Source organism: Nonomuraea sp. NPDC005692 (assembly GCF_040631115.1).
GTDB lineage: Bacteria > Actinomycetota > Actinomycetes > Streptosporangiales > Streptosporangiaceae > Nonomuraea.
The window spans coordinates 1-26,095 of record NZ_JBEXYU010000020.1; the positions used below are offsets into that span (position 1 = coordinate 1).

Here is a 26,095-nt window from a genome sequence, read left to right on the forward strand (position 1 = left end):
CACCTGCCGGCCGTCGCAGTGTCGGTGCCTGCCGGGTTGACCGTCCATCCTCTGTCCTCCTCGAAATCGTCGGCGAACACCGTCGAACCGGCCGGGGGTGTGCCGCCGATGAACAGCAGGCGGTTCGGCGAGCCGCTGCCCGGGTCGGCGATCTTGCCTGGGGTGGCGGCGGCGACCAGCGCGGCCTGCACGTCGGCGGGCGTCGCGGCAGGGTGCGCCGCCAGGTAGAGCGCGGCGGCCCCGGTGACGTGCGGTGCGGCCATAGAGGTGCCGCCGATGGACTTGGTCGCGGTGTCGCCGGTGTTCCACGAGGAGGTGATGCCGACACCGGGGGCGAACAGGTCGGTGCAGCGCCCGTAGTTGGAGTCGGAGGCGCGACGGTCCCCCGAACCGGCGTTGTTGACCACGATCGCCTCGGCGATCCGCCCCGGCGAGTTGCCGCACGCGTCGGCCTTGGAGTTGCCGGACGACACCACATAGGTGATGCCGGCCGCGATGGAGTTCCGGATCGCGGTGTCCTGGGTGCTGCTGGACGTGCCGTTCAAGCTCATGTTGACCACGGCGGGCCGGACGGCGTGCGCGGTGATCCAGTCCACCCCCGCGACGACCTGAGAGGTGGTGCCGTTGCCCGAGCAGTTCAGCACCCGGACGGCCACCAGCTCGACCTCTTTGGCGACGCCGTAGTCCGTTCCGCCGACGGTGCCGGACACATGGGTGCCGTGGCCGGCGCAGTCCTGCCCGTTGTGGCCGTCGCCGATCTCGTCCACCCCGATGGTGGCCCGGCCGCCGAACTGGCGGTGCGTGGTCCGGATGCCGGTGTCGGCGATGTAGGCCGTGACGCCCGAGCCGGTGTTCGGGTAGGTGTAGCTCCTGTCCAGCGGCAGGTCGCGCTGGTCCACCCGGTCCAGGCCCCACGACGGCGGATTGGGCTGGGTGCCGCTGGCCCGCACCACCCCGTCCTGTTCGACGTAGGCGACCTGCGGGTCGGCCGCGACCTGGAGCGCCTGTTCCGCGCTCATCTGGGCGGCGTAGCCCTTGAGCGCGGCCGAGTAGGTGTGCCGGACACGGCCGCCGTACCGCTGGGCGAGCCGGTCGACCTGGTCGGTGACCCTCAGGGCACGGTCCTTCAGGACGACGATGTACTGGCCCGGCACGGGCTCGGCGGCGGCCCGGACCTGGGGCTGTCCCGGATCGGCCATGACCGCCCCCGGTGGGGCCAGGGCGATCGCGCCGGACATGATCAGCACGGCTAAGCCTCGTGAACGTGGTGACACCGCTCCTCCAAAGGGGTTTCGGTGATGCCTCGGTCTAGTGCCTTCGCGGCGGCCGTGGTGACACATCGGCGCCAGTGGCTGTGTTGGGACTTTTCGGCCGGGGGTGGCCACATCGCGCCACTAGCGTCGGTGCGCCACCGCGCTTCCCTTCCCGGCGGTACACCTGGGTTCCGCACTCCCGCGATCTCGGAGCGTCTCCTTGCCCATCAGCGTCTTCGACCTGTTCAAGGTCGGCATCGGCCCGTCCAGCTCGCACACGTGCGGCCCGATGACCGCCGCCGGCACGTTCGTCCAGAGCCTGCGCGCCGACGGCCTCCTGCACCGCGTGTCCTCGCTCCAGGTGATCCTTTACGGCTCCCTCGGCCTGACCGGACTGGGCCACGGCAGCGACAAGGCGGTCATCCTGGGCCTCCAGGGCGCCACCCCCGAACTGCTCGACGTGGACACCGCTGACGCGTGCGTCTCGGCCATCCGCGCCTCAGGCGTGCTCCCACTGGACGGCCGGCGGCCGGTGCCGTTCAGGGTGGGCGAGCACCTCCTGTTCGAACGCCGCCACACCCTTCCGCACCACCCCAACGGCATGCGGTTCACCGCCTACGGCGAGGCCGGGGAGCCGCTGCGCGAGCAGGTCTACTACTCGGTGGGCGGCGGCTTCGTGGTCGCCGAACCCGTCGCCCAGGCCGGTCGGGCGACGGCGCCGACGATGCCGTACCCGTTCACCACGGCCGCCGAGCTGCTGGCCCACTGCGACCGGACCGCGCTGCCCATCTCCGCGTTGATGCTGGAGAACGAACGCGCCTTCGGCCGGTCGGCCACCGAGATCAGGGAAGGGCTGCTGAACCTGTGGGAGGTGATGCGCGCCTGCGTGGCCCGCGGCTGCTCCCGCGATGGGATGCTGCCCGGCGGCCTCCAGGTACGCCGCCGGGCGCACCGCCTGCACCGTGCGCTGTCGGCCGAACGGGAAGCCGGCACGCTGAACGCCGTGGACTGGGTGTCGCTGTTCGCGCTGGCGGTGAACGAGGAGAACGCCTCCGGCGGCCGGGTGGTGACCGCGCCCACCAACGGTGCCGCCGGGATCGTCCCGGCCGTCCTGCACTACTACGACAGGTACGTTCCAGGCGCCGATGACAACGGGGTGATCCGCTTCTTGCTGACCGCCGGCGCGATCGGCGTGCTGTTCAAGGAGAACGCGTCCATCTCCGGAGCCGAGGTCGGCTGCCAGGGCGAGGTCGGCTCGGCCTGCTCCATGGCCGCCGCCGGCCTGACCGAGATCCTTGGCGGCACCCCACGGCAGGTGGAGAACGCCGCGGAGATCGGCATCGAACACAACCTCGGCCTGACCTGCGACCCCGTCGCCGGCCTGGTGCAGATCCCGTGCATCGAACGGAACGCGGTCGCCTCGGTCAAGGCCGTCGCCGCGGCCCGCATCGCGCTCCGCGGCGACGGCGTGCACCTGGTCTGCCTGGACACGGCCATCAGAACGATGCGCGACACCGGCCGCGACATGCTCGACAAGTACAAGGAGACCTCGCTCGGTGGCTTGGCCGTCAACGTCGTCAACTGCTGAACGGCTCGGATGGTCGGGTGCCACACAGGCAGGGGGTCGATGATCGAGTGATCTGCGTTGCCGCCAAAGCGCCTGGGAGCGCGTTCAGCGAGCTGGCGTCCCTTCTGTCGTTGAACTTGGCATGGAGCGCCGCTCCGCACAGCCGCGCAGTCAGGACCTCCACCGGAGGCCAGGGCCCGTTGCCCAGCGCTCCTGTTCGGCGGGCTCGCGCTCGGCCAGGGCCTCGCCGCGGCTCTGGGTGGTGGAGCGGGCCACGGCCATCGCGGCCGCCAGGTCGCCGTGGCTGCCTCCGAGCTGGGCGTGCGCGCAGACGGCGGCGTGCCGGATCCCGGCCAGGCGGGGCAGCAGCGTCCGTTCCAGGGCGCGGATGACCCCACGCGGGTGGGCCCGGTCGTCGTGGGCGTCACCGGCGTAGGTTTCCTTCCGCTTCAGGATGCGCAGCAGGATCGGGCTCCAGATGACGGCGTGTGCAGGTCGTTGAGGTCGGCGCATGACAACGATCTGTTGAGCGACAAGTTTCCGGTCGCACGACGGCGATCCGCCCCCGCGTATGCCAAGACCGTTATGGGAGCAGTCGACATCGGTATTGGACGGAGTCGTCAGGGTCACCCAGGATGCAAGTGAATATCCTAAATTGGATCCAATTCTTACTGCTTGCGGGGGTGGACATGCTCAGATGTCGCGTCCACCACGTAGTCGGCGAGCACGGGGCGGTAGTCAGGCAGCGCCGATTCCCATGTGACCCGCACAGGAGGTGTCAGCATTCCCTCCGCGGTCACCGGGATGCGGATGCCCACGCCCGCGGCGGCGTCGATCAGCGGCCCGAACCGGTGCCAAGGGTCGGCGTCGGTGATGAGGCCGACCGCCGAGTTGAGCATGTGGAGTTCCTGGATCCGCCGCGCCCTGGCACCGTCCTTGGCCTGTATGGCCCGCAGGAAGGCCAGGTCGAGCTCCTGCGCGAAGGCGGGTATGCGCCGGCTGCGGTAGTAGAAGCGTTGCAGGCGCGAGAGCCGAAGGTACAGATCGTCGATGACCTTGTTCAGGGTCGGTCCGAACGTCAGCTGCGGCATGGTGTGAAACTCGGTGTGGTCGCGGTGGAAGTCGCGCGGCTCCTGCGGCAGGGTGCGCATGACCAGAGACAGCTCCTCCATGCGCTCCAGCGCCTGGTCGGAGATCTCCCGCACCGCTCTCGGCAGCAGCGGCGGCTGCAGGAGCAGCAGCGCGGCGAACAGTCCCTCCGCCTCATCGAGGTCGAGCCCGGCGACCGTGATGCCGTGGTTGGCGCGGGAGATGACGAAGCCCTCGGCCTCCAGCATCCGCAACGCCTCCCGGACCGGGGTGCGCCCGGCACCGAGACGGTCGGACAGCTCCCGCTGCGTCAGCCGCTGTCCCGGCGGGAGGTGCCCGGTGAGGATGAGCTCCCTGAGTTCCTCGTGCAGCAGTGCCACGGCATCGCCCGCCCGCGACCCATCTGTATCCATTTTTGGATCATATCTTCGATTGAAGGAGGGAGACGGTCATCGACCTTCTGCACGGCCGGCTGAAGCTTCGCCATCTCGTCGTCGTGGTCGCGATCGCCGACCACGGCAGCGTGCTGCGCGCCGCCGACCGGCTGACGCTCGCGCAGCCCGCGGTCACCCGGTCTCTGCGCGAGCTGGAGCACATCCTGGGCGTGCAGTTGTTCGTGCGAGGGCCTCGCGGGGTGACGCCGACCCCGTCGGGAGAGGTGTTCTTGGAACACGCCCGCGCGGCGCTCGCCGAACTGCGGCGCGCCGGTGAGCGAGTGTCCGGCCTGGCCAAGGGGGCGATGGGCACGGTACGGGTGGGCACGTTACTGGCCGGTTCCAGCGTGCTGCTGCCCCAGGCGATCGCCGATCTCAAACGGTCCCATCCCGGCGTCACGGTGGCGGTGTTCGACGCGACGTTCGACACGCATGCGCCCCGGCTGCTGTCGGGCGAGCTCGACCTGATCGTCGGACGGCTCAACCCGATCACCAGAAGGGGACGTCTGCGGCAGATCAAGCTCTGCTACGAGCCGATGCGACTGGTGGCCAGACGGGAGCATCCCGCGCTCGCGCAGCAGGAGGCGACCCTCGCCAGTCTGCTGGCCTACCCGTGGATCCTGCCGCTTCAGCAGACGGCACTGCGGCACGAGGTCGAGCAGGCCTTCGCCGACGAAGGGCTGGAACTCCCGGCGGATCTGGTGGAGTGCACGTCGATCCTGACCATGCGCGCGTTGCTACGGCAGACCGACATGATCGCGGTCCTGCCCGAGTTGATCGCCACCGCCGATCGCGACCTGGCGCCGCTCGCCGTACCGCTGGAAAGAATCAGGCGGCCGGTGGGCGTCACGCTGGTTCAGGGCAGGCCGCTCGCGCCCTTGGCGGCTCGGTTGCTGGACCTGCTTCGGGAGCGGGCAGCCGCCATCTGAGGTCATCCGGTTCTGGTCAGGTCTCGACGGGAACAGGGCGGGCGCTCACCGCGGCCCGGAGCAGGCCCAGCAGCGCGCAGCCGATGCTGAGCACGCCGAGCGCGGACCACGCCAGCGGGTAGCCGGCGGTGGCGGCGACCTCGCCGAACAGGTACGGCAGCGCGAATCCGCCCACCGCCGAGATCGTCAGCATCAACCCGAAGGCCGTCCCGATGTTCTCCTGCGACAGGCCCGGCCAGTCGCCGGGGATCGTCTGCCATACGGCCAGCGCGAAGTTGAACATGAAGCCGACACCGAGAGCGGGCAGCCAGAACCAGCCGGGCCCGCTCAGGGGCACGAGCAGGATGAACACCCCTTCGATCACGGCTGCCGCGACGAAGACGTTGCGGCGGCCGGAGAGCCGGTCGCCGAGCCAGCCGCCCGCGATGCTGCCGGGCACGCCGGCGATCCCGATGAGGAAGGCGGCCAGCGCCACCTCGCCCGCGCCGATGCGCTTCTGATCGAGCCCGTAGCCGGCGATCAGCTGGGAGCCCGCGATGAACGCGCCGTAGGCGCCGAGGAAGGCCGCGCCGTACAACCAGATGCCACGATTCATGAGGCTTTCGCGCAGTGCGGCCCGGGTCAGCCGGATGCCCCGCAGGTGGTCGCCGCCTGCGGGGACCCGGAACACGGCGGCGGTCACCAGCCCGACGACGACGCAGAACGCGCCTCCGGCGACCAGCGCCGTGCGCCAGCCGTAAGCCTCGGTGAGGTCACGCCAGGCGTACAAGCCCGCCGCGGAGCCGACGCTGAAGCAGGCGGAGGTGATTCCCAGGGCCAGCGCGTGGTGGCGATGCCGGAACCAGACGCTGACGGCCGCGACGCCCACCGCCGCGAACACCGAGGCGCCGATGCCGCACAGAACGCGGAAGACGACCAAGGTCGTGAAGTCCGTGGCGACGGCCGAGAGCACGGCGGCGACCCCCTCGACGGTGAGGCCGAGGGCGAGCACCCACCGCATGCCCATGCGCGTGGCCAACACGCCGCCGGGGATGTGAAAGACGCCGTAACCGACGACGAACACCGAGATCAACAAGGCGACCTGCGGGATGCCCAGCTGAAAGGTCTCACTGATCTGGCCGAATCCGGCTGCGACGTCGAACCAGTTGATCGTCATCGCGACGAACCCGGCGGAGACGATCGCCAGCATCCACCATTTGCGGGACGGGCGGTCCACACGGCCTCCTGAGGGGGGTGAACAGGTCGAGCAGGGCGCGGCTGAGCACGGAGTCCTGCCTGGTGAGTTCCAGCACGATGTCGTAGTGGTGGACGTCCGGCACGACCAGGAGCGCCGAGCCGGGTCCCCAGTCCCGCTGGAAGCGGGTGCTCTGGTCGAGGAAGCCGGAGCCGTCGTGCTCGGCCACGGCGAAGACCGCGGGCGGGCGCCGCCCCGGGAGACGAAGCGCGGGACTGAGATCGGCGGCCCTGACGTCGTCGAGCCCGAGCCACTCGTTGGCGAAACTGCGGACCAGCGGCCTGATGTCGAACAGACCGCTGATGGGCAGGGCCGCCTTGACCACGTCCTGAGGCAGTCCGAGCGCCTCCTGCCAGTCGTCGAGCATGAGCATGCCGGTCAGATGGCCGCCGGCCGAGCTGCCGCCGACGACGACGCGCGCCGGATCGAGCCCGTACCGGTCGCCTTCGCGGTGCACGAAGGCCACGGCCGCGCGAACCTGACGGACGATCTCCTCCAGAGGCGCGCCCGGTGCGAGCGTGTAGTCGACCGCGACGGTGGCGATGCCGTTCGCGTCCAGCATCCGTGCCATGAAGGCCGAGTCTTGGCGGGACAGAGCGCGCCAGTAGCCGCCGTGCACGAAGACGAAAACGGGTCTGGGCCGGTCACCGACGCCCCAGACGTCCAGCCGTTCACCGCTGGGACGGTCGTAGACGAGGTTCGCATGGCCGCGTAGCCCGGCTACCGCGGCCCCGGACAACGTCCGGTAGAGCCGCATGTTCTCGTCGAAGACCCGTGCGGGTACGGTCGCCCGCACGTTGTAGGCCCGGTCGACGTCCGGCTCAGGGATCACCGCCCGACCGAGGCGACGAACTTCTCCACGAGCCCGGCCAGGACTGAGGGTGACTCAAGCGTCGGGAAGTGCGTCTGCCCGGGGATGCGGTGCGGCTGGAACCAGGGGTTGGCCGCGGCGAACTCCTGCTGGACCGCCTCGTAGTCCGGCAGGCTCGGCTGGGAGAACAGGTGCGCGATCGGCCGTGACGCCGACAGGGCCGTCATCCTGCGCAGAGGGGAACCCCAGGTGGCGTAGGCGCTCTCGATGACCCGGCAGGAGCGGGCCCACATGTCGAAGTCGAAGGAGGCCATCTCGTCGCCGAGGTGACGGGCGACCGCGGGATGCGCGGTGCCGCCGAGCCAGAAGTCGAACAGCCGCTGTCGCCCGGCGATCCAGAGCGCGGGGTCCTGGATGTCGCGCAGGTCCTGGATGAACTGCGGCCAGGCTTCCACCATGATCCAGTCGATGACCACGGAACCTGGGACCCGTTCGAGGCTCATCCGGTCGATGATCTCCATGTTGGCCCAACCACCGTGCGAGGTGGAGATCGGGATGAAACGGTCGACGCCGAGTGCGTCCATCAGCGCTATCACGTCGGACGCCTGCTCGGCGGGCCCGAAGTCGGCGTCCACCGAACGGACCGCGCCGTGTCCGCGCCAGTCGACGCGGATCACCCGGTGGTTCTCCGCCAGAAAGGGGAGAACGTGGTCGAACAGGCGATGGTCCTGGCACCATCCGCTGACGAGCACCACCGTGGGACCTGTCGTCCCGGTGACGTCGTAGTCGATCGGGTTGCCGTCGACGACCAGGGTTTCCATGGGGCTTCCTTCCGCCGGCGTGTCGGTCACGCCGGAAAACGGGTCATACCGGTGGGGACGGTGGTCGCGGCGCGCATCCGCATCCTGGCGAGCGCCCGTGACCGGTTCATCAAGGTCAGGAGAGCCGCCCGGGGCCGGTCGGGCAGCGGATTGAGGTGGCCGAGCCGGTAGGAGAAGCGCTGGGTGTGCTGGATCACCGGCCGCTCGACGGTCTCCCAACGCCGCAACCGCGTCTCCAGATCGCCCTCGCCGAAGGTGACCGTCTCCGCGAGGCCGAGGGCGTTCATCATCGCGCAGCCGCCGCCCTGCCCGAGGTAGGGCGGCTGGGCGTGCGCGGCGTCGCCCAGAATGGCCGTCGCGCCCGCCGACCACCGGTCGAGCTCCAGGTACTCGAATCCGTCCCAGCGGCTCTCCACACCGAGATCGCCGATGAGCTCCTCCAGCTGTGGGAACGAGCGACGCCAGGTGTCCTGGTCGAGCGGCACGCGCTGCGCGGCCTTGTCGCCGGTCGAGCAGACCAGCGCGACGTAGAGCCGGTCGGCGCTGGAGGGGGTGTAGAGGATGCGGCGGCTGCCGGAGAAGTACTCGATGTACTTCGCCTCGTCCTCGGGGGCGACGAAGCCGGGGCGGCGGGGGATGAGCATGCGCGCCGCGCCCTGCGGCATGCGCACCCGCCGGCGCAGCAGGCCGAGCGAGTCCCGCAGCCGCGAGTTGACCCCGTCGGCCGCGACGACCAGATCGCTTCGCCGCCGTGTGCCGTCGGCGAACTCCACCTCGCCGCTGGGGGTGGCGGCGATGGCGGCGGATCCCGTGACGATCTCGACCCCGGCTCTGACGGCCGCGCCGGTGAGCGCGTCGATCAGCCGCCGGCGCAGGATCGTGTAGAGCTCGGGTCCGCGCTCGCCGTTGATCGGGATGCTCTCGACGACGCGGCCGTGCCGGTCACGGCTTTCCATGACTGGGCCGAGATGCGCGCCCTCGACCGCCTCGTCGAAGACGCCGAGGGCGCGAAGGACCGACAACCCGTTGCTCCACAGGTAGATGCCGGCGCCGATCGCCCTGATCTCCGGGTCGCGCTCGTGCAGCTGGACGGTCCAGCCGCGCTGGGCCAGCGCCGCCGCGGCGGTCAGCCCGCCGATGCCCGCACCGATGACCTGGGCGTGCCGCACTTTGCTGGACACCGCTCACCTTTCCCTTGCTTGACGCTGTCAGGTGATGCTGTCGCGGGAACCCCCTTCCGGACTAATGCCTAATCAAGCTGGAGATATAGCCGAATCGAGCTATGCCGGAGCGGTCATAGGTCCGGCCCGGATTGAGATTGGTCAGCCACGGGCCGAAGCGAGACCATCGGTGCATCCCAGACCCCACCGGAGTGCGCGGTCGGAACGGGTGTCATCGAACCGCCGACGCTCATCCCTCTGATCTCGGCCCGCGTGGCTTCGAGCGCCTTCACAGCCGTCGACGAGGGAGGTGCGCCGTCGTTCCCGGATGAGCCGGTGACCGTCGCCGGTGACCGGGCGGACCGGGCACTCGTCCCGTCCTGCGGTGGTGGTCGACCGGCGCGCCGGTCGCGGCGGCCACCGTCACCCAGCATGCCATCAGCAAACTCAGGCGGCTCGCCGCCTTCCCCCGATTGGCGAGGTCATCCCATGAGCACGAAGCGCACCATCATCTCCGGCGGACTGATCGTCAGCATGGACCCCGAACTCGGGGACATCGACGGCGGCGCCGTACTGATCGAGAACGAGAAGATCGTCCAGGTGGCCCGGTCGGCCGACGACCTCACCGGCGTGGACGCCGAGCGGATCGACGCCGCCGGCGGCTACGTGCTGCCCGGCATGATCGACAGCCATCGGCACACCTGGATGGCGCTGCTGCGCGGCGTCTCCGGCGACCAGGCCCTGCTGGAGTTCATCGCGAACACCTTCTACACCACGGGCGCGATCATGCAGGCCGCGGACATGGGCGTCGCCACCCTGGTCGGCTCCCTGGAGGCGCTCGACGCGGGCGTCACCTCAATCTTCGACTGCGTCAACAGCCCCGACCACGCCAGCGCCAACGTCGAGGGCCTGCGCGCAGCCGGGCTCCGCTCGGTCTACGCGTACGGCATGCAGCGCTACGACTACCAGCCGCCCGCGTTCAACAGCCACGCCGAGCGCCTGGCCGACGCCACCCGGCTGCGCGCCGAGTACTTCTCCGGCGACGACGACATGTACCAGATGGGCATGCTCTACAGCGACTTCGGCACCATCTCGTTCAACGACACCGCCGCCGAGGTCCGCCACTCGCGCGAGCTGGGCGTGCACGGCGCCTCGCACACCGGCGCGGCGGCCGGCTCGTCGCTGCTGCGCGGCCTGCGCGAGCTCAATGACCACAAGCTGCTCCTGCCCGGCCACCTGCACGTGCACTGCAACGGCCTGGACGAGACGGAGTGGAAGCTGCTCGGCGACAGCGGCGCGCACGTGGTCACCTCGCCGGAGACCGAGCTGCAGATGGGCATGGGCCTGCTGCCGATCCGCCAGGCAATGCGGCACGGCATCGCGCCCGGGGTCGGCACCGACATCGTCGCGGTCGCCGCGGGCGACCTGTTCGGCCAGATGCGCCTGGCCCTGCAGCACCAGCGCGCCATGGACGCCCTGCCGGTGCATGCCGAGGGCCGCACGCCGATCGAGGTCGACCTCAAGATCCGCGACGCGCTCACCTGGGCCACCACCAACGGCGCGAAGATCATGGGCCTGTCGTCCAAGATCGGTTCGCTGACGCCCGGCAAGCTCGCCGACGTCATCGTCGTCAAGCCGCGCTGGAACCTGGTGCGCTCCAGTCACCCCACCGCCACCGTGGTCCTGCAGTCGACCGCGGCCGACGTCGAGACCGTGCTGGTCAACGGCGAGTTCCGCAAGCGCGACGGGCAGCTCGTCGGGCACGACCTGGCGGCGCTGCGCACCAAGGCGAACCGCGCCCTGGACAACATCGAGCGGGCCGTCGCCACGCAGCGCACCTTCGCCACCAGCGAACTGGCCGACTTCGTGGGCCAGGTCGAGCGCGGCGCCAGCGTGAACTACGCGCACGCCTACATGACCAACTGAGACACCGCCCAGACAGGCAGGTCGCCCACCCAGTCCGGTTAGATCGCCCATGATCGGATGCCGTGCGGCAGGCTCCTCGTCCGCAGCCGCGCATGCGCGCCTGCAGCTCGGCGTCGTAGCCGGTCAACCGCTCCCGATGCCGGCGCAGGTGCTCCTGTCAGGACGGCACGGTGAACACCTCGGTGTAGGACCCCACGCGGGCCGCGGCCCCGCATGCCCACCCACACGACATGGCCTCCTGTCTCCACCTGGAAACGCCGAGCGCCCGCACCTCCCACAGGAACGCCTCCTGCGCGCGCACTCGGTAGGTGACCTCGACCGGCACAGGACCGTCACCGGCCGCCACCCGGCGGTCGGTCGACGCCCATAGTAAAAAACGCGCGGTTGCTCGGTGGTTGCTCGCGTGAACGCGGTACGGCACAGCATCTACCGTCACTTCCCGACACGACAGCGGGGAGAATTCCGGCCACAGCCACAGAAAACAGCACCCCGCGACACTGAACGGCATCGAGGGAACCGACTCATAATCCGTGGATCGTGGGTTCAAGTCCCACCCGCCCCACTCTTCAAAACCGCATCCGACCTGGGGTTTGTCGATTCCGCCACCCTCGAATCCTGTCTTTGATCATGGTCGGCCGCTCGGTCGTCTCCCTTGCACACGGGCCGAGCATCCTGTGTGGAGCGAAGCCGGCCTCGGGTGCGCCGACGCGATCGCTGATGTCGCCCGGTCGTTCACGTGGTCCCTGGGCGAACTCGACTTCGCCCTCGTACGCGGCCAGCGCGACTGGGGGCGTCACCAGCCCGGGCCCAGCCCACTGCGACCCCAGCGGAGACGGCGGCTCCTGCCCGGCTCGTACCAGGTGGGCCAGAGCGTGGGTTGCCCGTTCATCCCATGGTTGGACAGCGACGGCTCGGTGAGGGGGTGAGCTGGGGCTACCGGCTCGCCAACGATCCTCCGGCCTGCCCTGCACCGGCTCCGGGCCCAGCTGGGTGATCTGCCGCCCCGGCGTTCCGGCGGTCAGGTCGACGTCCTTCACCGCAGTCCGACGGCCCCGCCTCGGCGTAGCCCGCGCAGGGCGATCAACCGGTGGAGCGCGAACAGCCGATGGCTGACGGCTTGGGGGAGGAAGGCGAAGGTGTGCGAGAGCGCCCGACTGCCTGGCCGGAGACGGTTTGCCGGAGCAATGATTCCGCCTCCAGGACGACGGCATGAGCGATGAAGTGGCCGGACTGGACGACCTCGTCGTTCAGGGATGAACGATCAGAGGCATCAAGCTCATCAAGGACACCTTCGAATGCAGCCTTCACGCGACCCAGCTGTCTTAGTTGCCGACCGGGTTCGTGAGGCGGGTGAGGTACTCGGTGGCCGCAGCGCGCAGGGGCAGCGACTCGTCTGTGGCGCCGACGGTGGCGGACAGGAAGGCAGGGCCGCGCGGGTCGTCCAGGCAGGCCAGTGCGTAGGCGGCACGGATCCGCGGCGAGGGCGGGATCTGGGGGTTCAGCAAAGACGCCAGCAGGTCCGAGGCCCGTTGTGGATCGGTGTGGACGATCTGACGGGCCAGGATCAGGACATGCTCGGGCAGGAGGCCGGGAGCGGTGAGCAGCCTGTCCAGGCACTCCGCGTGCAACGGATCCGCCACCTCCAGGAGGACGCGTAACAGGGCGGGGTTGCCGGACAGCGTGGGCGGCAGGACGAGCCAGGCGCCGACCGCCGCTTCCGGGTCGCGGTGGGAAAGGTGCGCGAACGCCAGGCGGCGCGTCCCGGGATCGAGCGCGGGATGCGCGACCACGGCCGAGAGCGCGGCTGGGATGGACGGGTGTGGGCGCCGGGCGCATCCACCGAGCGCTATGCGGCGTGCGGTGCGGTCCAGGCTCTCGTCGGTGAAGACGTCCGCCAGGAGACGGGCCACCTCGTCGCCCACGTCAGGCTGAGCCGCCGAGCCCTGTGGGTTCGAAGTGACCAGAGCTTGGGCTTCGCGCGTGAGCAGGGCGAGAGCGGCAGAGCAGCGGTCGATGACGTGGCAGGCGGGGTCGGCGGCGAGCTCGGCGAGCAGGCTAAGACCGCGTTTCTCGCCGAAGCTGATCAGGATGTGCGCGATGCCGTGGCGGACCGCCCAGCCGGTGCTCCTGTCTCGGGCGAGCCCTTCGAGGATTTCCGGGCCTGAGGCGCGCCAGTACATGAGCCTGACGGCGGCGCTGCTGCGTACGCCTGCTGGGACGGCGGGATCGCCCACTACCTCCTTGAGCACGGTGATCGCACGCTCCCGCATCCTGGGAAGCGTGCGTAAACAGCCCACGGCCCAGACGCGTATCCGGGGCGACACCGACGGTGAGACGGCAAGTCGCAGGGCAAAGGCCTTGGGCATGTCACGGGGATAGGTCTGGGTGATCTGGCCGAGCTGCTGTCCAGGGTCGACCCGCCGGTCGCAGGCGACCGCGTGCAGGAAGTCCTGAACGCCGTGCGGGTTGCTGGCGCACAGTCCGCGCATCAGCAAGGGCTTCCTGCTCACGTCGAGGTTCACCTGTTCGAGCAGGTCCAGGCAGAGCTGCACGGAGGCCGATGTGGCCGTGCCCTCCAGAACACTCCGCAGCCAGTCGGCGGGGAAGTTTCTGGGCAGCTCCGCCGCGACGCGCGTGTACCAGTCGTGGCGCAGCTCGGCGTGGTCAGACGTTCGGGCCAGCGCGATGGCGGCACGGCCCTGCTCCGCTCGGCTGCGGCACGGATCGTTGACGATCCTGGCCAGCAGCGGGTGCGCGCGCTGGTCGCCGAGGCGGAGGAGGTGGTCGAGCGCGCGCCAGGCGATGCCCTGGCGCCGCTCCTCCGCCTCCGCCTGCCGCAACAGCAGGTCGGACGCGCGCGGATCGTCCAACGAGTCCAGGAGCAACCCAGTCTCGAACAGGGCGGTCCCGAACCTGTCGGCGTTCCGCACGAGGCGATCCGCGGCGACCTTGCGGACGTTCTCGGGCAGCACCACCCCCTCCCGAGCCAGCCGGGCGATCAGCCGACTGCCGTTCCCGTCCTTCGCCAACTCGGTCAGCACGGAGCGCAGGGCGCGGACGTCGCGCAGCTCCGAAAGCACGAACTGGTCGGCCAGCCTGATCGGTGCCTTCGACACGGCCAGGTTCGTCAGCAGGTTCTTCAGCTTCTTGACCGCCCACGCGTGCAGGTCAGGAACCTCGCGGATGTGGCGCGCGGCGAGGAACTCCGCGATCGTCTGATGCACGAAGACGAACTCGCCGCCGGCCCGCTGCAACACCAGCCCGCTGCGCCGGGCGATCTCCCTGACCAGGCTCTGCCAGACGGGCTCGGGGACATGTCCCGGCCGTGTCTTGTCGAATGGCGCGTACACCACATCTGGCTTGATGGCTCTCCCCTCACGCTCGAACATGTCGAACGCCGCCGCGCACAGGGCCTCGACGATCCGGGGCGGCACCTGCTCGGCAGCAGAGACGGCCTGGGGGCCGTACCGGGAGATCGTCGTGCGTGTCTGGGGGAACAGGCCGCCGGACGTGGCGCTGAACGAGCGTTCGCGCAGCAGAGCGAGGAACGCCTCGTACGCCTCGACCCGGCTGCGCGGCAGCTCGCGTCTGGGGTTGGCGGCGAACAGCTGGCACAAGATCGTGGCCATGAGCGGCGTTCTGGCCAATTCCGACAGCCGGGCCTCCTTGATGGCGTCGACCAGCCGGGAAGCGGCCTGCACGGGCAGCGGGAGTTCCAGCTCGCTGAACCAGCGCTCGGCGAGCAGTGCGAGCTGGTACTCCGACAGCGGCATCAGCGCGTAGCTCGCGGCCCCTTGGGGCCTCTCGGCCCAAGCCAGGGGCCGGGTGGCCACGATGAAGCGGTACGGGGCGTCTTGGGGAATGTCGCGGACGCCGAACGTCCTGCCGATCACCCGCCGGCGCTCTCCGAGATCGAGGATCTCGTCCAGGCCGTCCACGAGAACCAGCCAGCGGCCGCCCGGCACGGGCGCGTTCCTGAAGAAGTCGGCAGGCAATTCGTCCAGCAGACCGGCCTGGGCCAGGTCGCCGTGCACACCGGCGGCGATGGCCTGTGGCAGCGACGCGGAACCGGCGAGGTCGGCGGCCTGGACCAGGACCGGTACCTCTGTGACGGCCGCGTCGTTCCGCTGGCGCTCCGCGAGCGTGGTCACGAACATGCGCAGCAGGCAAGACTTCCCGGCACCCGGCCCGCCGACGACCAACGCGTCGGTGTCCTGCCCCAGCAGGAAGTCGGCACTGAGCGGTATGTCGTCGTCGTACTCGGCGGACAACGCGCCGGCGTTCTGCTGGACATAGATGGCGGCGAGTGGCGGGGCGGCCACGTCCGGCAACACCCCGGGGTACGGGTGTGTCTTTGCGGCCTGCTCGGCGGCACGCAGGTAGGCGCGGACGGCGCGGCCCGGGTACGACCAGCCGCCGTGCCGCAGTTGCTCGTCGGTGAGCTCCGCCAGCCAGTCGGGCCGTGGGAGGGCGTTCAGCCCTCCACGCGCCATGATGTCCGCCACGTCGATCATGTGGGCGCTGCCCCGGTGGTCAGAGGTGGACAGCATGCCGCAGATCGCACCAGTACGGAGGTTCACCACGGGCCCGCCGCTGAATCCTCCGGTCACCGGGGTCCCGCGTAATCTCGGCAGCTCCAGCCGGGAGCCGGGCGAGCGCCGGGAGGATCCCTCGTAGACGAACGTGGCGGGCTGGCCCGCCCGGAACAGCCCGTCGGGATGGCCGTAGGCCCACAGCCGGTCGCCGACCTCCAGCTCCGGCGACAGCAGCACGGGTCGTCTCTCGTGCTGCTCGGCATCGGCGAGAAAGGCCACGTCAAGGCCGGTGGCATCGTCGCGGAAGTACCATTCGGGCCTGGTACGCAGGCGTATGGCCGCGCCCTCGGACACGACCTGCCCCACGATCTCCTCGGGCAATGCCTCACCCTGGTCGGCCAGGACGTGGGCACAAGTGACCACGAGGCCGGGCGCGACGAAGAATCCGGTGCCCGTCCTGCCCCCCGTACCGCCGGTCAGCGCGACCGTAGCGGATTTGAGGAGGGGCTCCCATCCCGTCACGGAGCCGAGTTGCTCCACTCCATCGTCACCTTGAAGGTCGACTTCGCCGAGCCCTTGCCGATCACCGCGACCAGCTTGCCGGACTCCAGCGCGAATTCGCAGCCGAACTCGATGGCGACCTTGGAGGCGTCGGTCGTCCGCAGCTTCTCGGACACCCGCTCGGTCACCTCGGACAGGCCCGCGAGCGCCTGCTCCAGGGTGGGCCTCAGTCCGCTGATCGCCACTTCCGTGCCCGCCTCACCGGGGGCCCGTACGGCGTGCAGGTAGACGACGCTGTCGCCCGCCCGCACGCGTACCAGGTGCTCGTTGTCGAGGAGAGTCCCCTCATCCAGCATGTTCGGCCTTTCGACGGGAGAGATCCGCTGCCGTATGAATACCACGAGCATCGACGGGATGGACAACCGTCACCACGTCTCATGGGCATCTCCGGTGGACCGGCCGATTCCCGGTGGCGAGTTGGCGGCTGCGAGGCGTCCTCCGAACGAGTACGTCGATCACTACAACGACCACCTGCGTCGTGAGGCACGATGCCGGCATGCCCCAGCGTGCCCCGCACCACCTTCAACTCCGCGCCCGCCGCGCCGGCGCAGCAGCCGCACGGTCTCCGGATCGGGTGCCAACGTCCGCCGGCCGGCCGCGCTCTTCGGCTCGCACCAGACCAGCCCCTCGTCGGTGTGCACCAGCTGATGAACGATGGTGAGCACTCCAGATCGACGTCCACCCAGAGCAGCCCGGCGGCCTCCCCACGCCGCCGGGCCGCCTCCCGACGGGATCCCGGCCGAATCCACGACATCGAGCCGACTGTGGAGCTCGTCGGGGAGATGATGGAGCCGGCCAAGTGGAGGCCGGCCGGGCGCGGCGGGCCGACCCCCTGGGAAGGAGGGCGGAGTGATGTCGCGTGGCTGGCGCGGCTGGTGTCTCCTGCGGCCCGGCCTCATGCTGTACGGCGGCGCGATCGGCGGCAACGACCTGCACGCGCACCACGCGGTCCAGCTCGTCATCGCCACCGAACCGTTCACCATGGCCGACGCCCACGGCGAACAGCTGACCACGCGCGTCGCCGTCATCCCGCCCGACACCGGCCACACGGTGCTTACCGGGGCTCGCGACGCCCTGCTCGTCCACCTGGATCCGCGCAGTTCGCCGGGCAGGTCCCTGCTCGCGCGCGCCGGCACCGGGCCGGGGGCTTCGTCCTGGTCGCTGTCCGCCGCCCGGACCGGACACGGCCCTCCGCCGATCGCCCCCGTGAGCTCGCAGCCGGCGAGCCGCGCGGGAACGCGGCCGCTCATGTTCACCGAGCCGCCGGTCGGTCACGCGCGCTCGGCCGAGGCGGCGAGCGCGCTGCGCGCCGTCGAGGCGTGGAGCGGCCTCGCCGGCCCCGGCGGCGTCCCGCCGCACCCGGCGGTGGAGGCGGCGATCGCCGTCATTCCCGCGCTCCTGGCGGGAGGACCGGTAAGGCTGCGGGCGGTCGCGGACGCGGTCCACCTGTCGCCGAGCCGGCTCGCGCACCTGTTCAGCGCGCACGTGGGGATCCCGCTACGGCCGTACGTACGGTGGCTGCGCCTGCGGCGGGCCATCGACCGGGTGGCCGCCGGGGAGACGTTGACGGCGGCCGCGCACGCGGCCGGGTTCACCGACGGCCCGCACTTCACCCGGGCCTTCCGGCGTACCTTCGGCAACGCGCCCTCCGAGCTCGCCGCCGCGATCGACTGGTTGCCCTGACTCCGGCGAGTGCCTAGCGCAACTCGCGCTTGAGGATCTTGCCGGTCGCGGTCATCGGCAGGCTCTCACGGAACTCGATGGTCCGCGGGTACTTGTAGGCCGCCATGTTCTCCCGGCACCAGGCGACGAGCTCGCTCTCACTCGCCGTCGCACCGGCCGACGGGACGACGTACGCCTTGACCTCCTCCCCGTACGAGCCGTGCGGCACGCCGACCACCGCCACCAGCGAGACCGCCGGGTGCGTCATCAGCACCTCCTCCACCTCGCGCGGGTAGACGTTGAACCCACCCCGGATGATCATGTCCTTGGTGCGGTCGACGATGGCGTAGTAGCCGTCCTGGTCGCGGGTGGCGATGTCGCCGGTGCGGAACCAGCCGTCCCGCAGGACCTCCGCGGTCTCCTCGGGCCGCCCGTGATAGCCCTTCATGACGTTGTGACCGCGGATGGCGATCTCGCCGGGCCCCTCCCCCTGGACGGTGTTCCAGTCGCCGTCCACCAGCCGCATCTCCACACCCCAGAGAGGGAAGCCGATGGTGCCGGGCTTGGTGGGCCGGCTGAGCTGGTTGAAGCAGGCCGCGGGCGACGTCTCCGACAGGCCGTAACCCTCCAGGATCGGGATGCCGAACGTGGCCTCGAAATCCTTCAGCACCTCGACCGGGCAGGCGGCCGCCCCCGACACCGCCACCTGCAGCGTCGGGGGCACCTCGGCACCCTCCGCGTGAACCTTCGACAGCATCGCCCAGTACATGGTGGGCACCCCGGCGAACATGGTCACCTTCTCCCTGCGCATGAGCTCCAGCGCCTGGCCGGGCTCGAAGCGCGGCAGGAGCACCAGGGTGGCGCGGCGGCGCAGGCTCACGTTCATGACCGAGGTCTGGCCGAAGGAGTGGAACAGCGGCAGTACGGCGAGCGCGACGTCCCCCTCGGGATCGGCGGGGAACATCTGGTCGCTGACGATGGCGTTGATCAGCAGGTTCGCGTGGGTGAGCTCGGCGCCCTTGGGCCGGCCGGTGGTGCCGGAGGTGTAGAGGATGGCCGCGAGGTCCTCCGGCCCGGTTCGGGCCGTCTCGAACTCCCCGGGCATGCCGTCCAGCGCCGCCCAGAACGACTCGCCGTACTCCGACTCCGTGGCCAGCGGCGTGGCGGGCAGGACGAAGAAGTGCTCACACCCCTGCGTACCGTCGAACCCCTCCCGCCCGCGCGCCCCCATCGGCAGCTCATCGGTGCCCTCGAAGCAGAAGAGTGCCTTGGCGTCGCTGTCGGTCAGGTGGTAGGTGATCTCGCGCGGCTGCAGCAGCACGCTGAGCGGGACCACGGTCGCCCCGGCCTTGAGGATGCCGAAGTAGACGAACGGGAAGTAGGGGAGGTTCGGGCAGAGCAGCGCCACCTTGTCGCCCCTGCCGATCCCCCGCGCCACCAGCAGGTTGGCCACCTGGTTCGCGACGGAGTCCACCACGGCGTACGACAGGCGTAAGTCACCGAGGACCAGGGCGGTACGGTCCGGCGCGTTGCGGGCGCTGTCCTCCAGAACGATCGACAGATTGAGCATCGTGCCCCTCTCGTGGGAACGCGTCGTCCGTCTCCAGGATGCTCCGGTGGATCACGGCAGCACTTGTACGAACGTGCCGACTCCTCTCCCGCTGCGGGCGCCGGAACACGGCGGCCGCGGGAACGCGGCGGCCGGTCCGAAGCCCGGTCAGCCCATCGAGATAAGGATGGGTGCGACGTAGCGCCCACGGTCGCCCGGGTGGCGGCGGGCGCCGTGGACCATCGTCGGCAGGGCCGCGGGTCCTTCCGTGGGCCCCAGCTTGGTGAGCCACGGGCGCAGGCCCGGGTAGGCGTCCAGCAGGTCTATCCGCACGTCGCGGTCGGAGCCGTGCGCGGCGGCCAGGATCAGCTCCCGGGCCGCTTCCTCCGAGGGGGCGACGACGGGGCCGATGACGCGGTGGGGGCCGGCGTTCCAGGCCACGGCGAAGCCGCCGTCGGTGACGACCGTGCGCTCGGCCGTGGCCAGCAGCGCGGTCAGCGCCTTGCTCCGGTCGGCGCCGGTGACCTCGGCGTCCAGTTCGAGGAGCGCGGCGTGGTCCTCCGGTGTCGCCGCGCGAACTCCGGACGACCACACCGCCCCTTCCATCGGGCCCATGGTGATCGTCAGGCTGCCGGTGGGCCGGAAGCCCAGCCGCTCGTAAACGGGGCGCCCGAACCGGGTCGCGGTCAGCTCCACGACGCGGTCGCCGGCGACTTGCAGGGCGTGTTCCATCAGCCGCGTACCGAGCCCCTGCCTGCCATACCTGCCGGCGACCAGCATCATGCCGACACCGGCCAGCGAGTCACCGTGGCGGGTCACCACCACGCACCCGGCCAGGCCGTCGCCGTCGGCCGCGTCGACGGCGTACACCTCGCCCGCCTCGAACATCAGCCGCCATTTGGCCTCGTCGGTGGACCACTCACGATCGCTCTCAAGCCGCTGGCACAGGGGCAGTTCAGCTGGACCAAGAAGTCGAATATCAGTCACAGGCGAGAACCTACTCCGTCGGCCACCCCGCCCCGGCACCGGACATACTGGCCGGCTCCGAGGTGTCGGGGCCGTAGGTGGCTGAGGTCGAGGCCTGATCCGCCATCGACCTGGGACAGGTCGAGCAGACCAGGGCCACGGGTCAACTCAGGCGAGCCTGACGCGCGCAGGACACTTCGTTGGGAGCGACCTACAGTATGGGCGTGACCCAGCACGAAGCTGCCCCAGCGGTCCACGCCGCTTCTCTTCCGGCTGAACGGGTGTGTGAGTGTGGGGAACGGTACCGTGTCGCCTCGCGCGGGGAAGGAGGGCCGTTTCACTTCCGGACGATGACCATGGAGGCAGGGCCGGACCACAGCGTGAGGATCACCGGTCACTGGCGTTCGGGGAATTGGTGTCCCGGGGAGGCACTCGAACTTCGGCGTCGGGATGGCTTCAGGCTCCTGATCACGGGCGCTCAGATGGAGCCGGCCACCAGCGCTGGGAGCGAGCTCCGAGGGCAGCGCATCCTCGTGGTGCCAGGACACCGGTCACTGCAGGCTGGTGGTTGCATCTGGGCGGCGCGGCGATCTCCCTGAGCAGCCCGGCGAAGAGCCCGACTTCGTCAGTGATCATCCATGCCAGCGCTCGTGAGATCCAATAGTCAGTCGGCCACGAAAGCCCGCACTGGATGAGCTTGGACTGGCCTGCGCTGCGGCCTGGTCGGCGATCGCGCAGGCGTACATCGCCCGGACGGCTCTGGGCGGCGGCCGACCTCGTCGATGTCGCGGGTCCTGGCGCATGTCGTGGTCGGGGCGCTTTGCAGGGCGTGCGGGTGGCCGAGCGGTTCGGGAGGCTCGGCTGCTCTGTCGACAAGCACGACCGGATCCAGGACGGCCACGTCGCAGGCCAGATCGCGCGGGCTCGTCCGGGACGGGCTGCCGGGCTCGGCGGTCAGGAACACCTCGCCGGGCTGGTGCGGCACTTCCTCCCGCCCGAACCGGTTTCGCAGCCGTCCCGATCGCAGCCGGCCGAACCACGGCGTGCCGAGCGGTTCGTAGTCGGCCTCCAGGGCAGCCCGGACGCTCACCCGGTCCAACCGCAGGCCGCGGCAGACCTGGCGGAGCACTTAGGCGGCGAACTGGACCAGTTCGATCACATGGCGGTCGGGGTCGAGCACGTACACCAGCCTCGCGCCGTCCCAGCGGCCCAGTTCGGGGGCGGACATGGTGACCGGCGTCGCGGTGAGCGGATGGAAGCCGGCCTCGGCGAGGCGGGCGAGCACCAGGTCGAGGTCCTGGACGCCCAGGGCGACGTGCCCGCCCCCGGGGCTGTTGACCGGCGGCGCGGTCGAGGCGGTGCCGGCCTCGCGGTACTCCAGCAGCTCGATCATCTGGCCACGGCCGGCGTCGAGCATGGCGTAGGCGAGCCAGGCGCCCTCGATGCCCGCGGCGCGGCCCTGTGCCTCGCCCGTCTCGAGCAGGGGCATGCCGAGCAGGTCGCGGTAGAAGGTGAGGGAGGCGGACAGGTCGGCGCAGGTGAGTCCGGCGTGGTCGAGGGTGGGTGTGGCGTTCATCGGGCGGCTCCGGTCGCGGGGTGGTGGAGGTGGTCGGGGACGGTGTCGCGGGCGAGCAGGTCGTCGATGCTCTCGGCCCGCCGTACCAGGTGGGCGTGTGTGCCGTTCACCAGCACCGTGGCCGGCCTGGGCAGCAGGTTGAGGTTGCTGGCGTTCGCGTCGTTGTAGGCGCCGGTGAAGCAGAAGGCCAGCAGGTCGCCGGGGCTCATGGCGGGCAGCGTGGCGGTGCGGGCGAGCACGTCCGACATGCAGGAGCGGCCGACGACGCGGACCTCGGCGCGGTCGCCCGTCTCGGGAAGGCGCACGGGGATCACCGGCGGACGACCGGCCTCGTCGGGGATCTCCGACAGGAACAGTTGCGTGGTGTCCGTCTCGTACCAGGTGAACGGGAAGGGCCGAGTCTGCCGCTTCACGTTGAGCAGGGTCGAAACGTGGATGCCGCAGGGGCCGAACAGCGAGCGGCCGGGCTCGACCTCCAGGACGCACTCTTCGAGGTCAAGGCCGCCCGACGCCAGGCCCTTGCCCAGGTTCTCGCAGACGACCTCGGCATGGCGTTCGATCGAGGGCGGGTCCGGTGGCACGAAGTCCGGATTCGCCCGGCCGAACCCGTCGACCGGCGGCGCGAATCCGCCGCCGACGTCTATGGTGCGCGGCGTCCAGCCGCCCCACAGTTCCGACACCTCCGCGATCAGCTCACCGAACCGCCTGCTGTACCCGCCGATGACGGACAGGTCGGTGGTGTAGCGGCCCATGTGCATCATCACGCCGCTCACCCGTAGCTCCGGGGCGGTCAAGGCGCGGCCGGCCTCGGCCAGGTCGTCATAGGGCAGGCCCGACTTGTACGTGCCGTAGATGTCGTTGATCGACACGCCGAAGGAGTCCATGCGGGCGTCGGTCTCGAAGTGGGGCCGCAGGCGCACCCGCAGGTCGGCCTGCTTGCCGAGGGCGCGGGCCGCGATCACCGCGAGTTCGATCTCCCGTACGTCGTCGACGGTGACGCGGACGCCGAGCGCCACGGCCCGCTCGATCGTGGTGCGATCCTTGGCGGTGCCGTTGAGTGAGATCCGGCCGGGGTCGATGCCGGCCCTGACCGCGACCTCCAGCTCGCCGGCTCCGACCAGGTCGGCGCCGCATCCCTCCTGCGCGAGCACCCGTTGCAGCGCGAGCACGGGGTTGGCCTTGACCGCCGGAAGCACCAGCACCGCGCCATGAGGCCAGACCCGCTCGAAGGCGGCGCGGATGCGGCGGACCCGCCGGCGCAGGGCGGACTCGGAAACCACGAACAGCGGCGCGGAGAACCTCTCGACCAGGACGTCCACCGGCACCTCCTCGATCAGCAGACGGCCGGACTCCCGGCGGAGCATGCCGTCCGACAGCGCCACCGCCTCGTCGTCGTAGGATTCGCTCATGCTGGTGAAAATAGTTGGCACAGATCGAACAAGCAACTGATTCTCAACAGAACCACCCCGAAGGAACAGTTTTTTCGCTGAAGGACCTACCCGTGCCAGCGATGTGGTGCGTGAGTCGCCTCCGTGCTTCGATTGCCGAATGACCGATGCACCACCCGACAGCCGCGAACCACGAGATCGGCCCGTGCTGGACGAGATCGACCGGCGGATCATCGCCGAGCTGCAGCAGGACGGCCGGCGGACCTATGGCCGCATCGCCGAGGCGGTCGGGCTCACCGAGGCGCCGACCCGGCAACGTGTCGCCCGTCTGACCAGGTCCAACCTGATCGAGATCGTGGCCATCACCAACCCGGGCGCCTTCGGATGCCGGCTGCGGGTCGCGGTCGGGCTGCGCTGCGCGGGCGACCTGGACGCGATCGCCGCGGCGATCGCACGGGTGGACGAGGTCGACTGGCTGGTCGCCACCGCGGGCCGCTACGACCTGATCGCCGAGCTGCGGTGCGTGGACGAGCAGCACCTGTACAGCCTGCTCACCGACCGGATCCGGGTGATCCCCGGGGTCCGCGACGTCGAGACCCTCCTCTACCTCAACCTGTTCAAGGCCGCGTACTCCTGGCCACCCGGGTCAGGCAGGCGGATTCCGGACGAGACGACCGGCGCCCGGCGGTGCCCCCCGGTCCTGCCGGTGCTGACCGACAACGGGGAGGAGGTTCCGCTCGACGAGATCGACCGGCGGATCATCGCCGAGCTGCAGCAGGACGGCCGGCGGACCTATGGCCGCATCGCCGAGGCGGTCGGGCTCACTCTCGCGCCGGCCAGGCAGCGGGTGGCCCGCCTCATCGACACGGGCGTCATCAAGGTCGCGGCCATCGTCAATCCGAGCTCGGCGGGGCCTCTGCGCCGCGCCGCCATCGGCCTGCACTGCGAGGGTGACCTGGACGCGATCGCAGCGGCGATCACGCGGGTGGACGAGGTCGAGTGGCTCATGGCCACCGCAGGCGGATTCGACCTGATGGCGGAGGTCGGCTACATGGACGAGGAGCACCTCCACCGGCTGGTGACCGCCCGGATCCGCACGATCCCGGGCGTGCGCGGCGTCAAGATCCTGATCTTCCTGTCCATCTTCAAGGTCAGATATCCGTGGCCGCCCGGACTGGCGCACCGCCGGCCGGCCCACCCGTAGACGGCTGGACCGTACGGGCATCCTGTGCGGGGCGGCGGACGCGGAGCCTGGCGAGTCCGATGAGCAGCAGCGCGACCGAGGACCAGGCGGCCCAGTCGCCCAGGCCGGTGTAAAGGGTCGAGGCGCCCTGCTGCGGCAGCGCCGCGAACACCGTGTTCACGCCGGGCATGCCGCTGCGGCCTTCGGCCAGCACCCGTCCCCGGGTGTCGCTCACCGTGAGGAAGCCCTGGCGGGCCGCGCGTGCCACCGACAACCCGCTCTCCACCCCGCGGACCATCGCCATGCGGCTGTGCAGCCAGGCGTCGTCGTCGAAGTCCCAGGCGGGGGCGAGCAGCGCTGTCGCGCCGGCCTGGCGGTACTGCCGTACCAGCCAGGGGAAGTCGAGGTCCTTGCAGACGATCAGGCCCGTCGTGGTCGGGCCGAGCATGGTCAGCGTGCTGCCGGGCGTGAACTCCGACTCCAGCCCGGGAATCATGTGCTGTTTGTCGTAGCGGGCCCCGGACGGGTAGGCCAGCGCGCTGTTGGTCCGCGTCGCGCCGGTCCCGAGCGCGACGCCGGCGACGACCGCCACTCCCGGCCTGGCCAGCGGCAGGCGGGCGGTGGCCGTCCCGAACGTCTTCTCCGGCAGCACCGCGATCTCGGCACCGCGGGCGGCGGCCGCGTCGACGGCCCGGCGATAGCGCCGGAGCAGGTCGCGTCCCTGCGGGGTGTCCAGTTCGGCGGTGTCGCGCGGGTTGTCGGTGGAGATCAGCGCGACCTCGCGGCGCTGCCCGCCGTCCTGGCCGGTGCCGAGCCGCGCGAAGCCGTACGCGAGAGCGAGCGCCACCATCGCGCCCGCGGTCACCGCGACGGGGAGCCGGCGGGTCGCGCCCGGCGCGAGAAGCGCGGCCACGGCGGCGGGCACGAGCAGCAGCAGGAAGGTGATCCCCCAGACGCCGGCGACGGAGGCCGTCTGCAGGACGGGCAGCACGTCGGCCTGCGTATAGGCCAGGCTCCACCAGGCGCCGTGCGGTCCGGCCAGCGCCATCAGGTACTCGACGCCGACCCACAGCGCCGGTACGGCGAGCACGGCCGACAGCGGCCGCCGCCTGGCCAGCAGCGAACGGTGCAGCAGCACGCCGAGGCCGTACAGCAGCGCCGGCCCGGCGAGCAGGCCGGCCGCCACCGGGACGGGCGTCTCGAGCGATCCGGTGAAGTACGGCCACCACTGCAGCTGCCCGCCGAGCCAGGCGAGGGCGCCCGCGGCGAAGGCCGCCCCTCCCCCCACCCGGGGCGCGGCGAGCAGCACGGGCAAGGGGGCGAGCCACGTCAGCCAGGCCACGGGGTGCAGGCCGGTGCCGAAGTGCAGCAGGACAGCCGAGGCGAGGGCCGCGGCGAGCGCGATCAGGACACGTTTCATGGCCACGATGCTGCTCGCGGCCACCCCGGTG

The 26,095-nt window shown here is 70.6% G+C and carries 20 protein-coding genes; 5 read left to right on the forward strand and 15 right to left on the reverse strand.

Annotated features, from left to right (window positions below; translation table 11 throughout):
* Positions 1-1,238: S8 family peptidase (locus tag ABZ459_RS32700; RefSeq protein ID WP_357978922.1), on the reverse strand; the 1,238-nt coding region annotated here is incomplete at its 3' end.
* Between the two features lie 235 nt (positions 1,239-1,473).
* On the opposite strand from ABZ459_RS32700, the gene ABZ459_RS32705 reads away from it, so the two are divergent.
* Entirely contained in the window at positions 1,474-2,841 is a 1,368-nt protein-coding gene (locus ABZ459_RS32705) for an L-serine ammonia-lyase (RefSeq protein ID WP_357978678.1), read from the forward strand.
* A 150-nt stretch (positions 2,842-2,991) separates the two neighbouring features.
* Here the strand turns inward: ABZ459_RS32705 and ABZ459_RS32710 are convergent, their stop codons facing one another.
* Positions 2,992-3,333, reverse strand: a complete 342-nt coding sequence (locus ABZ459_RS32710) for a hypothetical protein (protein WP_357978680.1) — start codon at positions 3,331-3,333, stop codon at positions 2,992-2,994.
* Positions 3,334-3,488: 155 nt separating this feature from the next.
* Entirely contained in the window at positions 3,489-4,322 is an 834-nt protein-coding gene (locus ABZ459_RS32715) for a GntR family transcriptional regulator (RefSeq protein WP_357978682.1), read from the reverse strand.
* A 59-nt stretch (positions 4,323-4,381) separates the two neighbouring features.
* Between ABZ459_RS32715 and ABZ459_RS32720 the strand changes: the two genes are divergently transcribed.
* Positions 4,382-5,272 (forward strand): LysR substrate-binding domain-containing protein, encoded by an 891-nt coding sequence (locus ABZ459_RS32720; protein ID WP_357978924.1) that lies wholly within the window; start codon positions 4,382-4,384, stop codon positions 5,270-5,272.
* Positions 5,273-5,288: 16 nt separating this feature from the next.
* On the opposite strand, the gene ABZ459_RS32725 is transcribed toward ABZ459_RS32720, so the two are convergent.
* The 4 genes from ABZ459_RS32725 to ABZ459_RS32740 are packed head-to-tail and all read right to left on the reverse strand — an operon-like array spanning position 5,289 to position 9,319.
* Positions 5,289-6,488 carry an MFS transporter gene (locus tag ABZ459_RS32725; RefSeq protein ID WP_357978684.1) on the reverse strand — a complete coding sequence of 400 codons (1,200 nt, stop codon included), beginning with the start codon at positions 6,486-6,488 and terminating at the stop codon, positions 5,289-5,291.
* Positions 6,379-7,338 carry an alpha/beta hydrolase gene (locus ABZ459_RS32730; RefSeq protein WP_357978686.1) on the reverse strand — a complete coding sequence of 320 codons (960 nt, stop codon included), beginning with the start codon at positions 7,336-7,338 and terminating at the stop codon, positions 6,379-6,381. The genes ABZ459_RS32725 and ABZ459_RS32730 overlap by 110 nt, the downstream gene beginning before the upstream one ends.
* A complete protein-coding gene (locus tag ABZ459_RS32735; protein ID WP_357978688.1) occupies positions 7,335-8,138 on the reverse strand; it encodes an alpha/beta hydrolase in 804 nt (267 codons plus the stop codon). Before ABZ459_RS32735 ends, ABZ459_RS32730 begins: the two co-directional genes overlap by 4 nt.
* A 26-nt stretch (positions 8,139-8,164) precedes the next feature.
* Positions 8,165-9,319, reverse strand: a complete 1,155-nt coding sequence (locus tag ABZ459_RS32740; RefSeq protein ID WP_357978690.1) for an NAD(P)/FAD-dependent oxidoreductase — start codon at positions 9,317-9,319, stop codon at positions 8,165-8,167.
* A 468-nt stretch (positions 9,320-9,787) separates the two neighbouring features.
* Here ABZ459_RS32740 and ABZ459_RS32745 point away from each other — a divergent pair, with 468 nt between their 5' ends.
* Positions 9,788-11,224: an amidohydrolase family protein gene (locus tag ABZ459_RS32745; protein WP_357978692.1), complete on the forward strand. Its 1,437-nt coding sequence runs from the start codon at positions 9,788-9,790 to the stop codon at positions 11,222-11,224.
* 1,322 nt (positions 11,225-12,546) lie between these two features.
* Here ABZ459_RS32745 and ABZ459_RS32750 read toward each other — a convergent pair.
* Positions 12,547-16,299, reverse strand: coding sequence for a trypsin-like peptidase domain-containing protein (locus ABZ459_RS32750; RefSeq protein WP_357978694.1), 3,753 nt, complete (start codon positions 16,297-16,299; stop codon positions 12,547-12,549).
* Positions 16,278-16,616: a CU044_2847 family protein gene (locus ABZ459_RS32755; protein ID WP_357978696.1), complete on the reverse strand. Its 339-nt coding sequence runs from the start codon at positions 16,614-16,616 to the stop codon at positions 16,278-16,280. The genes ABZ459_RS32750 and ABZ459_RS32755 overlap by 22 nt, the downstream gene beginning before the upstream one ends.
* A 556-nt stretch (positions 16,617-17,172) precedes the next feature.
* Between ABZ459_RS32755 and ABZ459_RS32760 the strand changes: the two genes are divergently transcribed.
* The gene (locus ABZ459_RS32760; RefSeq protein ID WP_357978698.1) at positions 17,173-18,003 is read left to right on the forward strand and encodes a helix-turn-helix transcriptional regulator; all 831 of its coding nucleotides are present in this window, start codon (positions 17,173-17,175) and stop codon (positions 18,001-18,003) included.
* Between the two features lie 13 nt (positions 18,004-18,016).
* Here ABZ459_RS32760 and ABZ459_RS32765 read toward each other — a convergent pair whose 3' ends face one another.
* The 5 genes from ABZ459_RS32765 to ABZ459_RS32785 form a co-directional block, all read right to left on the reverse strand.
* Positions 18,017-19,552, reverse strand: coding sequence for a long-chain fatty acid--CoA ligase (locus tag ABZ459_RS32765; RefSeq protein ID WP_357978700.1), 1,536 nt, complete (start codon positions 19,550-19,552; stop codon positions 18,017-18,019).
* 147 nt (positions 19,553-19,699) lie between these two features.
* Positions 19,700-20,518, reverse strand: a complete 819-nt coding sequence (locus ABZ459_RS32770) for a GNAT family N-acetyltransferase (protein WP_357978702.1) — start codon at positions 20,516-20,518, stop codon at positions 19,700-19,702.
* Positions 20,519-21,161: 643 nt separating this feature from the next.
* Positions 21,162-21,587 (reverse strand): hypothetical protein, encoded by a 426-nt coding sequence (locus tag ABZ459_RS32775; RefSeq protein ID WP_357978704.1) that lies wholly within the window; start codon positions 21,585-21,587, stop codon positions 21,162-21,164.
* 39 nt (positions 21,588-21,626) lie between these two features.
* Positions 21,627-22,073 (reverse strand): VOC family protein, encoded by a 447-nt coding sequence (locus ABZ459_RS32780; protein ID WP_357978706.1) that lies wholly within the window; start codon positions 22,071-22,073, stop codon positions 21,627-21,629.
* Positions 22,070-23,482: an alanine racemase gene (locus tag ABZ459_RS32785; protein ID WP_357978708.1), complete on the reverse strand. Its 1,413-nt coding sequence runs from the start codon at positions 23,480-23,482 to the stop codon at positions 22,070-22,072. The genes ABZ459_RS32780 and ABZ459_RS32785 overlap by 4 nt, the downstream gene beginning before the upstream one ends.
* Before the next feature lie 139 nt (positions 23,483-23,621).
* Between ABZ459_RS32785 and ABZ459_RS32790 the strand changes: the two genes are divergently transcribed.
* Positions 23,622-24,665, forward strand: a complete 1,044-nt coding sequence (locus ABZ459_RS32790) for an Lrp/AsnC family transcriptional regulator (RefSeq protein ID WP_357978710.1) — start codon at positions 23,622-23,624, stop codon at positions 24,663-24,665.
* Here the strand turns inward: ABZ459_RS32790 and ABZ459_RS32795 are convergent.
* Positions 24,613-26,064 carry a hypothetical protein gene (locus ABZ459_RS32795; protein ID WP_357978712.1) on the reverse strand — a complete coding sequence of 484 codons (1,452 nt, stop codon included), beginning with the start codon at positions 26,062-26,064 and terminating at the stop codon, positions 24,613-24,615. The genes ABZ459_RS32790 and ABZ459_RS32795 overlap by 53 nt on opposite strands.
* Between the last annotated feature and the right edge of the window lie 31 nt (positions 26,065-26,095).

Excerpts from the sequence above, each read along its gene's own strand:
- ABZ459_RS32710 (WP_357978680.1), bottom strand. The coding sequence starts at position 3,333 with ATGCGCCGACCTCAACGACCTGCACACGCCGTCATCTGGAGCCCGATC.
- ABZ459_RS32715 (WP_357978682.1), bottom strand. The coding sequence starts at position 4,322 with ATGGATACAGATGGGTCGCGGGCGGGCGATGCCGTGGCACTGCTGCAC.
- ABZ459_RS32735 (WP_357978688.1), bottom strand. The coding sequence starts at position 8,138 with ATGGAAACCCTGGTCGTCGACGGCAACCCGATCGACTACGACGTCACC.
- ABZ459_RS32745 (WP_357978692.1), top strand. The coding sequence starts at position 9,788 with ATGAGCACGAAGCGCACCATCATCTCCGGCGGACTGATCGTCAGCATG.
- ABZ459_RS32755 (WP_357978696.1), bottom strand. The coding sequence starts at position 16,616 with ATGCTGGATGAGGGGACTCTCCTCGACAACGAGCACCTGGTACGCGTG.
- ABZ459_RS32760 (WP_357978698.1), top strand. The coding sequence starts at position 17,173 with ATGTCGCGTGGCTGGCGCGGCTGGTGTCTCCTGCGGCCCGGCCTCATG.
- ABZ459_RS32765 (WP_357978700.1), bottom strand. The coding sequence starts at position 19,552 with ATGCTCAATCTGTCGATCGTTCTGGAGGACAGCGCCCGCAACGCGCCG.
- ABZ459_RS32780 (WP_357978706.1), bottom strand. The coding sequence starts at position 22,073 with ATGAACGCCACACCCACCCTCGACCACGCCGGACTCACCTGCGCCGAC.
- ABZ459_RS32785 (WP_357978708.1), bottom strand. The coding sequence starts at position 23,482 with ATGAGCGAATCCTACGACGACGAGGCGGTGGCGCTGTCGGACGGCATG.
- ABZ459_RS32790 (WP_357978710.1), top strand. The coding sequence starts at position 23,622 with ATGACCGATGCACCACCCGACAGCCGCGAACCACGAGATCGGCCCGTG.
- ABZ459_RS32795 (WP_357978712.1), bottom strand. The coding sequence starts at position 26,064 with ATGAAACGTGTCCTGATCGCGCTCGCCGCGGCCCTCGCCTCGGCTGTC.